Genomic DNA, 9,818 nt, shown 5'->3' on the forward strand with positions numbered 1-9,818 from the left:
CTGGGCGTCGCGCCCCCGTCAGCACGGGCGAGGGGCCGGTGACGGCGTCACCGGCCCCCGCGTACGGCCGGCTCAGTCCGCGAGCGCGCCGGCCGCGCGTCCCTCGTGCAGGGTGAGGTTGTGGCCGGTGGACGGGTCGAACAGGTGGATCTTCTCCAGGTTGAACCAGACCCGCCGGTTCTCACCCTCGCGCACCGGCGACTCCGCCGACAGCCGGGTGACCAGGTTGGATCCGGCGCCGGTGAAGTCGGCCGCGCCCGCGTCGGCGGCCAACTCCTCCAGCTCGGCGGCGGTGGCCCGCTCCCCTTCGACGGTGAGGTAGACGTACTTGTCGGAACCCATCGACTCGACGATCTCCACCGGCGCCTCGAACTCCATGCCCCGGCGGCGGGTCTCCTCGTCGATCAGCGCGGCGTCCTCGAAGTGCTCGGGGCGGATGCCGAGGATCAGCTCGCGCGGCGCGTCGCCGCCGCCCTCGAGCTGGCGGCGGACCCGGTCGCCGACCGGCACGTCACCGAGCGCGGTCCGCAGCCGGCCGTCCCCGACCGTGGCCGGCAGGAAGTTCATCGACGGCGAGCCGATGAACCCGGCGACGAAGAGGTTCCTCGGGTGGTCGTAGAGCTCCTGCGGGGGGCCGACCTGCTGCACCGCCCCGCCCCGCATGATCACCACACGGTCGCCGAGGGTCATCGCCTCGGTCTGGTCGTGGGTCACGTAGACGGTGGTGGTGCCGAGCTGCTTCTGCAGCCGCGACACCACGGTACGCATCTGCACCCGCAGCTTGGCGTCGAGGTTGGACAGCGGCTCGTCCATCAGGAACGCCTTCGGCTGGCGGACGATCGCCCGGCCCATCGCCACCCGCTGCCGCTGCCCGCCGGAGAGGTTGGCCGGCTTGCGGTCCAGCAGCGGGGTCAGCTCCAGGACCTTCGCCGCCTCCTCCACCTTGCTGTTGATGGTCTCCCGGTCCAGCTTCGCCAGCCGGAGCGGGAAGGCCATGTTCTCCCGCACGGTCATGTTCGGGTAGAGCGCGTACGACTGGAACACCATGGCGATGTCCCGATCGCGCGGCGCCCGGTCGTTGACCCGCTCACCCGCGATCCGCAGCTCCCCGGAGCTGATGTCCTCCAGCCCGGCGATCATGTTGAGCGTGGTGGACTTGCCGCAGCCGGACGGGCCGACCAGGATCACGAACTCGCCGTCGGCGATCTCCAGGTCGACGTCCCGCACCGCCATGGTCCCGTCGGGGAACCGCTTGCTCACCTTGTCGAGCACGATGTCAGCCACGACTACCACCTATCCCTTGACTGCGCCGGAGGTCAGGCCGGAGACGATGCGGCGCTGGAAGAAGAGCACGAAGAGGATGATCGGAATGGTGATCACCACGGCGGCGGCGCAGATCGCCCCGGTGGGATCCTCGAACTGCGACTCGCCGGTGAAGAACGACAGCGCCACCGGGACCGTCCGGGCCCGCTCGGTCGAGGTGAGCGTGATGGCGAACAGGAAGTCGTTCCAGCAGAAGATGAAGACCAGGATCGCCGTGGTGAACACCCCCGGCGCGGCGAGCGGGGCGATCACCCGCCGGAACGCCTGGCCCTGGGTGGCGCCGTCCATCTTCGCCGCCTTTTCCAGGTCCCACGGGATCTGCTTGAAGAACGCCGACAGCGTGTAGATCGCCAGCGGCAGCGCGAAGGTGATGTACGGCAGGATCAGCCCCGGCCAGGTGTCGAAGAGTCCCAGCTGCCGCTCGATCTCGAACAGCGGTGACACCAGCGACACCTGCGGGAACATGGCGATCAGCAGGGAGACCCCGACGAGCAGCTTCTTGCCCGGGAAGTCCAGCCGCGAGATCGCGTACGCGGCCATCGCGCCCAGCACCACCGCGATCAGGGTGGCGATCAGCGCGATGCCGATCGAGTTGACCAGGGCCCGGACGAACTGGTTGGTGTCGAAGATCGTCCGGTAGTTGTCCAGCGTCCACTCCCGCGGCCAGAACTTGCCGTCGGTGAGGGTGCCCGGGGTCTTGAACGACAGCGAGGCGATCCAGAGCACCGGGACCAGCGCGAAGACGACGACGATGACGTCCAGCAGGCCCCAGCGAAGCTTCGCCCGCGTGGTGGTTTCGACTGCCATCTCAGCGCCTCTCCCCATCGTCGCTGCCGGGAGCAGCGGTGCCGAACAGCTTCACGAAGACGAACGCGATGATCGCCACGGTGAGGAAGATCAGCACCGACATCGTGGAGCCGATGCCGAGGTTCAAACCCCGGATCAGGTTGTTGTAGGCGAGCATCGACACCGACGAGGTCTCGTTGCCGCCGGCGGTGAGCACGAAGATGTTGTCGAACACCCGGAACGCGTCCAGGGTGCGGAACAGCAGGGCGACCAGGATCGCCGGCTTCATCACCGGCAGCATCACCTTGGTGAACCGCTGCCAGGCGGTCGCGCCGTCGGTGGAGGCGGCCTTGAGCAGGTCCTCCGGCACCAGCGCCAGCCCGGCCATCAGCAGCAGCGCCATGAACGGGGTGGTCTTCCAGATCTCCGCCAGCATGATGATCGCCAGCGAGCTGGCCCGCTCGGTGAGCGGCGCGCTGCCGTCGAAGAGGTTCGCCAGGTATCCGGTGCCCGGCGTCCAGGCGTACCGCCAGGAGAAGGCGGCCACCACGGTGACGATGCCGTACGGGATCAACGCCGCGGTACGGACGATGCCCCGGCCGACCAGGGTGCGGTGCATGATCAGCGCCAGGGCCATGCCGAGCACCAGCTCGACCGCCACGGTGACCACCGTGATCAGCGCGGTCACCCCGAACGCCGTCCACCAGAACTGGTTGGTCAGCACCGTCGCGTAGTTCTCCAGGCCGACGAACTCCCGCTGGTCGGGGAAGCGCAGATCGAAGCGCTGCAGCGACAGCCAGACCGAGTAGAGGATCGGGTACGCGGTGACCAGCACCATGACCAGCGCGGCCGGCGCGCAGAGCAGCCAGCCGAGCCGGCGCTCGGCCCGCTTGTTCTCGCTCAGCGGCGGCTTCGTCCGGCGGCGGGTCCGCTGCCCGGGCACGGCCGCGTGCCGGCCGGTCCGGGTGGCGGTCTCGTCGGCGGCGACGTCGGCGCCGGCGGGAGTGGCGTTCACGCTCACGGCAGGACCCCCTTCGACTCGAGGGCGTCGGCGATGGCCTGCCGTAGCTCGTCCGCGGTCCGCTCGGGCCGGATGTCCGACGGCGGCGACAGGATCGCCGACATCACGGTGGAGATGCTCTGGTACGCCGGGGTCAGCGGCCGGACCGCCGGCTCCTTCAGCTCCTCCAGGATGGTCTGCTTCATCGGGTACGCCTTGTCCATCTCCGGATCCGCGTAGACCGCCTCGATGGTGGGCGGGACGCCGTCGTTGATCGCGGAGAACTTCTGGTTCTTCGCGTTGCGGAGGCACTTCGCGGCCTCGAAGGACTCCGTCGGGTGTTTGGAGTAGGTGCTGACGGCCAGGTTCACCCCGCCGATGGTGACCTTGCTGGGGGCGTTCGCGTCGACCCCCGGCACCCGGGCCCACTTGACCTTCTTGGCCAGGTCCGGGTTCGCCTCCTGCATCGCCGGATACACGAACGGCCAGTTGACCTGGAAGGCGCCGGTGCCCGACTGGAACTCCAGCCGGACGGGGTCCTCGGTGGCGTTGCTGAACGACGGCGACGTCACGCCCGACGTGGCGAAGTTCTTCAGCTGCTCCAGGGCGCGGACGGTGCCGTCGTCCATCACGGCCTTCTTGCCGTCGTCGCTGAGGATGTGCCCGCCGGCGCTCTCGGCGAGGGTGTTGTAGAGGACGACCAGCCCTTCGTACTGGGCGCCCATGGTGAGCACCTGGTACGGCTTGCCCTGCCGCTTCAGCTCCTGGGCCGCCTTGATCATGTCGTCCCACGTCTTCGGCGGCTGCTGCACCAGGTCGGTGCGGTACCACAGGAGCTGGACGTTGGTGTTCTTCGGCGCCGCGTACAGCCTGCCCTCGTAGCGGGCGGTGTCCAGCGGGCCGGCCAGGGTGCCCTGCTCCGCCTCGGCCTTGTCGGCCCCGGTCCACTCCCGGATCCAGTGCGCGCTGGCGAACTCCTGGGTCCAGGTGACGTCGAGGCCCAGCACGTCCATCCCGCTGTCCTGCGCGGCGAGCCGGCGCACCAGCTGCACCCGCTGGTCGTCGGCCTGCCGCGGCAGCACCCGGTAGGCGATCCGGTAACGCCCCTGTGCCTGGGCGTTGCAGTCGTCGACCACCTTCTGCAGGTTCTGCTCGGGCGGGTAGTAGAGGTTGATCGTCGGCGTACCGCCGTCCCCACCACCGGACCCGCACGCGGCCAGCGGCGCCACCAACGCCAGTGCGGCGGCTGCCGCCGCCGCACGTCTGCCTGGCCGCCGCCGGTCGGCCCTGTCGGGGTCTGTCGTCATCGCCCTCCCCCTTCCATCGGCGAGAGCCGGGGGAAGTCACCCGTGCCCCGGCGCACGGCGATACGGTCGGGGCACCGGCCACCACGGGGCCGCCCGCACCCCGGGCGTTTCGTGGGCCTCACAGTGCCCGACCTGCGACATTGCGAAACCTGGCCGTCACGGAACGGTCACTACGGCGGAAACCCCACGCCCACCTTGGGCCCCTCGTGCCCGGAAAGAGTGGCCATCCCGCGCGGAGTGGCCACTCTTTCCGGGCACGAGGGCGCAACCCGTGGACGAGGGCGCAACGCGCCGGGAGGGGGCGGCGGATCCGGACGGCAGGAGGGCCAGGAGGGGCGAGGCGACTCGGTCGTCCCACCTCGTGGACGGCGAGGCTACCCACCGTCCGCGCGGTGGACTAGCGTCAGGTCAGCTCCGCAGCCAGCGCGTTCGCCGTCGACGTCGATACGCCTCCGGCCGACCCCAGCCCGCCCGATCGGTTGGTTCTCGCGCGAACGTCCCTCTGCGGTCCCACCGGTTGGGCAGGATCAGAGCCCAACGAGGAGGTGCCGTCGTGCAGGACACCCGCGCTCTCGCCCTGACGTTCGAGGTGAGCGGCCTGCCCCCGGTCAAGACCGAGGCCCTGTCCATCTTCGCCGCCGGGCACCGCCAGGCGGCCAGGGTCCGTGCGCTGCTCCAGGCGGCCTGCACGGCGGCCCAGCGCACCGGCTGGACCCCGCTGGACGGGCCGGTCGAGGTGGACCTGACCCTGCGTTGCCCGCCCGGGCACCGCACCTCCGACGCCAGCACCCTGCTGGGCGGGGTGTGCGCCGTGCTCCAGGACAAGAAGCGGGTGGCCAACATCGGACTGGCCCACCTCGGAGTGCTGGTCGACGTCGCCCTCTACGGCGACGACCGGCAGATCCGTCGCCTGTCCTACGCCGAGGAACCGGCGGAGGACTTCTCGTACCAGGTCCGGGTGGCCGCCGTACCGGCGGTGGTTTGACCGACGACCGCGGTGGGGTACCGCGGACGCCGACGAAGGGAGCGCCGATGTCGGAGCCACATGTCACGCTCGATCCGAGCGGGCTCGACCCCGTGCAGCAGAAGCTGCGCGGCCCGCTGGAGGATCAGCTGACCTCGGCCCTGCAGGCGGCCACCGACCGGGTCCGCGCCAGCTACGCGGGCGAGCCGGTCGAGGAGGTCTGTCGTCGGCTGCTCGACGAGACCCGCGCCGGCCTGCACCCGGACATCGCCGCCGGCTTCAATCCGGACATGGACGAGTTCTGCCGGGTGGCGGTGGCGATCGTCCGCGGCGAGGTCGCCTGAGCCCGACCGCCGACGCCAGGTCGCCACGCGCCCGATGCGGCGCCGCGACCTGGCGCCGTCGCGCGCTCTCCGGCTGGCCGCCGGTGCGGTCCGCGTCGATCAGCCGCGCGGCAGGTCCAGCGAGACGACATGGGTGCCGTCCGGCCGGGTCGACTCGCCGAGCCGCACCGGCAGCCGCCCGCCCGAGGTCCGCACCCCGAGGCCGACGGTGACGTACCCCTCGAAGTCTCCGGCGGGCGCCCAGCCGCGCAGCGCCGGGTAGCCGATGGTCCGCGGCGGCGCGCTCACCGTGCTCCGGCCGGTGCTGTCGTGTGCCTGGGCCGGGTCGAAGCGGATGGTGAGGAAGGTGTTCCCGGGCAGGCTCACCGGGATGCCACTGCCGTCGGACTCCACTCTCGACACGTACCGGGCCTGGTACGACGGGGTGGGGCCACGGAACACGAAGGTGATCCGGCTGTAGCCCTCGGCGGGGTGGTCGCCGACCTCGATCCGTACCAGAACGGGCAGCGGCTCCCCCGGCGCCGGGGTGACCGGCACCCGGACCGGGTGTCGCACCCGGGCCGCCGAGGTGGGCACCGCCCACCCGTAGGTCACCCGCCAGTCGCTCGCTGCGGACGGCGCGGCGGTGGTGGCGGCCGGGGCGATGGGGCTGGCGGGCGTGGTGGCGGCGGTCGCGCCGGGGGCGGGCGCCGTCGAGGGCGCAGGGGTCGCGCCGTCGTGGTCGGTCGTCGTGCAGGCCGCCGCGAGCAGCACGACCACGCCGGCGAGCAGTGGTACGCGCTGAGGTCTCATGGCTCAGTGTCGCCCCGCTGGATACACCCCCACCAGGGCCGATCATCCCGGGTCGACCACCGCCTCGGCGGTCAGGCCGCCAGCGGGTCGAACCGCCGGTTGGTCGCCGTGCGGGCGGTCACCTGCGGCACGCCGGCCAGCTCGGCGGCGTAGTCGCGGACCAGCGCCGGCAGTTGGTAGTCGCCGTGGCCGGTCCGCTGCGCCAGGTGCGCGTCGACCAGGTCGTCGAGGGCCCGGTGCACCCGCTGCGGGGAGACGCCGAGCTGGGTCGCGGCGGTCTCCACCGGCGTGTCCGGCCGGGCGGCGAGCAGCTCGAGCATCCGCCCGGCCACCTCGTCGTCGGAGCGGACCGCCGCCACGCCGGTGGCCAGGCTGGCCCGCACCGAAAGGTCCTCGTACGCCAGCAGGTCCAGCCGACCCCGCCCGTCACCCAGCTCGGCGACCAGCGCGGACACCGGGGTGCCGGGCCCCCGGCCCAGCCGGGCGCCGGCGATCCGCAGCGCGAGCACCGAGCCGCCGCAGATCCGCACCAGGTCGGCGGTGGCCGCCGGCTCGGCGGCCAGCCGCTCCGGCCCGGCGAACGCGGCCAGCAGCTCGCGGGCCTGGGCGGCCCCGACCGGGCGCAGCGCCACCCGGCGTACGCCGTCCAGGCTGCCGAGGTGCCGCTGGGCGACCGCGATCAGCGCGGGACCGGGCCCGGCGGGGAGCAGCGGGCGGACCTGGGCCGCGCGGGTCACCCCGTCGACGACCAGCAGCAGCCGGCGCCCGGCGACCAGGGAGCGGAACCAGCCGGCCCGCTCGTCGGTGTTCTCGGGCACGTCGGCGGCCGGCACGCCGAGCGCGCGCAGCACCCGGGCCAGCACCTCCCCCGCCGTCACCGAGGTCCGGTAGCCGAGGTCCACGAAGACCTGCCCGTCCGGGAAGTCGGCGGATACGGCGTGCCCGGCGCGTACCGCGAGGGTGGTCTTGCCGCTGCCGGGGGCACCGGTGACGACCACGGCGGCCGGGGTGGCGGCGGTCACCGTCGCGACCACGTCGGCGGTTTCCCGGGCACGTCCGAGGTAGGTGACCGGGTCCGCGGGCAACTCGCGGGGCACGGCCCAGCCGACCGTGGGCCGGGCTCCCGCGACCGGCGCCGGCGTGGTCACGATCGGCGCGGCCGGCGGCAGGTACGACAACTCGGGCGCGCGGTCCAGCATCGCGCGGTGCAGCCTGGCCAGTTCCTCGCCGGGCTCGAGGCCGAGCTGCTCGTCGAGGACGGCCCGGGCGTCCCGGTAGACGGTGAGCGCGCCCGGCACGTCCCCGCACCGGTAGAGGGCGAGCATCAGATGCCCCCAGGCCCGCTCCCGCAGCGGGTGGGCCGCGAGGTGCCCGCGCAACTCGGCGAGCACGTGCGCGTGCTCACCGGCGGCCAGTCGCGCCTCGGCCAGCTCCTCGAAGACCTGCAGCCGCTGCTCGTCGAGGGCGGCCCACCGGTTGCGGTGCCCCGGGGCAGGGCGTCGCCGGACGGGCCCCGCCACCAGGCCAGCGCCGTGCTCAGCGTCTCGATCGCGCCGGCCGGATCGGCCGACGCGAGCAGCGCCCGCCCCTCCCCCGCCAGCCGCTGGAACTCGGTGACGTCCAGCTCGTGCGGTGCCAGCCGCAGCTCGTACGCCTGTGGCCGGGCGACCAGCCGGTCGCCCAGCGTGCGCCGCAGGCCGGCGGCATGGGTACGCAGGTTCGCCTTGGCGGAGGTTGGTGGGTGGTCCGACCAGACCATCTGGGCCAGCCGGGGCAGGGGGACCGAGTGGTTCGCCTCGATCGCCAGCCCGGCCAGGACGGCCCGTCGCTTTGCCGCGCCGGGCGTGACGGCCTGGCCATCGACGCACAGCTCCACCGTGCCTAAGAGCCGGATCTGCAGTTCCATCGCGCCGCTCCCCCGTTGACCCTTGACGCGCCGCCCAGGCTAGGTGCCCGCTTCGCAGGCAACAAGGAACAAACCAGACAGTCGAGCGTGACGAACGTCAATATCACCGTGCGGCGTGTCGCGGTAACAGAAACGCCGCCGGGGACGCTCCCGGCAGTTCATGACGGATAGTGACCGCACAGGATGTCGCCCACCACAGTCTTCCCGCGGGTGCTACCCCGGCGCGCCTGCGAGAAACCCGCCCGACAGGGATCGGTGCCAGTCTACCTGGAAAGAAGATCCGCGCCAACCGGCCGAAGGGACGCGACCGGCGCACCTTCACGATCCGTCACGCCTTCCAGACGGTGATCTCGGTGATCCAGTCGACTCCCCGCGCCTGGCGTCACGTATCGCCGGCACTCAGCCGAACAGATGATCACACCCCGTCCCGCACGGGGCGACGCTGCCGCCGGCGCGGCCGTGGCGGCTCAGCCCGCTGCGGGACCGTCGCCTTCGTCCTCATAGGTCTCGCACGGGACGAGACCGTCGATGAACGCGCCGAACGACTCGGCCGACCCACCGGGGCACCCGATCCTCGCCGATGTACGCGACCGCGGGCTCACCCTGCGGGCCGCAGTCGGAGTAGTCATGAACGCCGAGCTGATCGGCGATCCGCCGGATCGCTCCGACCGCGGACGCCGGATCACGGCGGGCCTCGACCACCAACCGGGTCGCACGCTCACGCAGATCGTCGGGGTACTTCTTCGGTGCGGGCATCGCTGGTGTTCCTCCCAGGTTTCGATGTCTCCATCAAACCCGGTGCGGAACAACGGGCGCCCTGCATCCGGCTACGGACATGGCCGTGGGCCCATTCCTGTTCGAAAGGAATGGGCCCACAGTCAATCAGATGCTACTCGCCTTCGTCTTCGTCCTCATACGTTTCGCATGGGACCAGGCCATTCATGAACTCCTCGAACGAATCGGCGACTCGCCTAGGAGTCCTGTCTTCACCGACGTAGGCGACTACGGGTTCCCCGTCCGCGCCGGACTCGGAGTAGTCCAGCATGACCGTGTCCGGCCCTGCCATCGGCGTGACACCGATTACCACCCCGACGTCGGGGTAGTCCCACTCCGAAATCAGTTCGGCGGACTGGGCGTCGATCCCCTCCTCGTGTCCGATACCCATGATGACGTCTACTCCAAAGTGGTCAGCAGCCCAGGACGTCCGGAAATCCGTGGGGTAGCAGCTGTTCTTCAGAACACCGCCGTTCTGCTGATACATCAGCTCCACGTAACTCCGGGGCAAGCGAACCCCGAGCGTTTCCTCCGCTCGGCGAACCATGTCCTCGGTCAGCGCTGGTCCGGTCCACGACGACGGACCTTCTTCGAATGGAGATGTCATCTCAAGCAACAACCT

9 protein-coding genes and 1 pseudogene are annotated in these 9,818 nt (G+C 71.5%); 2 read left to right on the forward strand and 8 right to left on the reverse strand.

Annotated elements, in window-relative coordinates; genetic code table 11:
- Nucleotides 1-72: 72 nt before the first annotated feature.
- Genes EFE23_RS20750 through EFE23_RS20765 form a run of 4 tightly spaced genes read right to left on the reverse strand, consistent with a single transcriptional unit; the run spans nucleotide 73 to nucleotide 4,416 of the window.
- Complete coding sequence (locus tag EFE23_RS20750; protein ID WP_123242609.1) at nucleotides 73-1,284, reverse strand: ABC transporter ATP-binding protein; 1,212 nt, start codon at nucleotides 1,282-1,284, stop codon at nucleotides 73-75.
- A gap of 9 nt (nucleotides 1,285-1,293) precedes the next feature.
- On the reverse strand, nucleotides 1,294-2,130 hold the full coding sequence (locus EFE23_RS20755; protein WP_123242610.1) for a carbohydrate ABC transporter permease: 837 nt from the start codon (nucleotides 2,128-2,130) through the stop codon (nucleotides 1,294-1,296).
- A 1-nt stretch (nucleotide 2,131) separates the two neighbouring features.
- The gene (locus tag EFE23_RS20760; protein WP_123242611.1) at nucleotides 2,132-3,130 is read right to left on the reverse strand and encodes a carbohydrate ABC transporter permease; all 999 of its coding nucleotides are present in this window, start codon (nucleotides 3,128-3,130) and stop codon (nucleotides 2,132-2,134) included.
- The gene (locus tag EFE23_RS20765; protein WP_123242612.1) at nucleotides 3,127-4,416 is read right to left on the reverse strand and encodes an ABC transporter substrate-binding protein; all 1,290 of its coding nucleotides are present in this window, start codon (nucleotides 4,414-4,416) and stop codon (nucleotides 3,127-3,129) included. The genes EFE23_RS20760 and EFE23_RS20765 overlap by 4 nt, the downstream gene beginning before the upstream one ends.
- Nucleotides 4,417-4,969: 553 nt before the next feature.
- Between EFE23_RS20765 and EFE23_RS20770 the strand changes: the two genes are divergently transcribed.
- Together EFE23_RS20770 and EFE23_RS20775 are read left to right on the forward strand one after the other, a co-directional pair.
- Nucleotides 4,970-5,401 (forward strand): RusA family crossover junction endodeoxyribonuclease, encoded by a 432-nt coding sequence (locus EFE23_RS20770; RefSeq protein WP_123242613.1) that lies wholly within the window; start codon nucleotides 4,970-4,972, stop codon nucleotides 5,399-5,401.
- 47 nt (nucleotides 5,402-5,448) lie between these two features.
- Nucleotides 5,449-5,724 (forward strand): hypothetical protein, encoded by a 276-nt coding sequence (locus EFE23_RS20775; RefSeq protein WP_123242614.1) that lies wholly within the window; start codon nucleotides 5,449-5,451, stop codon nucleotides 5,722-5,724.
- 99 nt (nucleotides 5,725-5,823) lie between these two features.
- Here EFE23_RS20775 and EFE23_RS20780 read toward each other — a convergent pair whose 3' ends face one another.
- The 4 genes and pseudogenes from EFE23_RS20780 to EFE23_RS20795 all read right to left on the reverse strand — a co-directional run bounded on the left by EFE23_RS20780 (nucleotide 5,824) and on the right by EFE23_RS20795 (nucleotide 9,803).
- Nucleotides 5,824-6,516, reverse strand: coding sequence for an AMIN-like domain-containing (lipo)protein (locus tag EFE23_RS20780; protein ID WP_123242615.1), 693 nt, complete (start codon nucleotides 6,514-6,516; stop codon nucleotides 5,824-5,826).
- A 71-nt stretch (nucleotides 6,517-6,587) separates the two neighbouring features.
- Complete coding sequence (locus EFE23_RS20785) at nucleotides 6,588-7,715, reverse strand: AAA family ATPase (protein ID WP_369410327.1); 1,128 nt, start codon at nucleotides 7,713-7,715, stop codon at nucleotides 6,588-6,590.
- A 54-nt stretch (nucleotides 7,716-7,769) separates the two neighbouring features.
- Nucleotides 7,770-8,422 (reverse strand): annotated as a pseudogene (locus EFE23_RS29605) (AfsR/SARP family transcriptional regulator); the annotation flags it as partial.
- An 889-nt stretch (nucleotides 8,423-9,311) separates the two neighbouring features.
- Nucleotides 9,312-9,803, reverse strand: a complete 492-nt coding sequence (locus tag EFE23_RS20795) for an SMI1/KNR4 family protein (protein WP_123242617.1) — start codon at nucleotides 9,801-9,803, stop codon at nucleotides 9,312-9,314.
- Between the last annotated feature and the right edge of the window lie 15 nt (nucleotides 9,804-9,818).

The sequence above is a fragment of the Micromonospora solifontis genome (genome assembly GCF_003725545.1).
GTDB lineage: Bacteria > Actinomycetota > Actinomycetes > Mycobacteriales > Micromonosporaceae > Micromonospora > Micromonospora solifontis.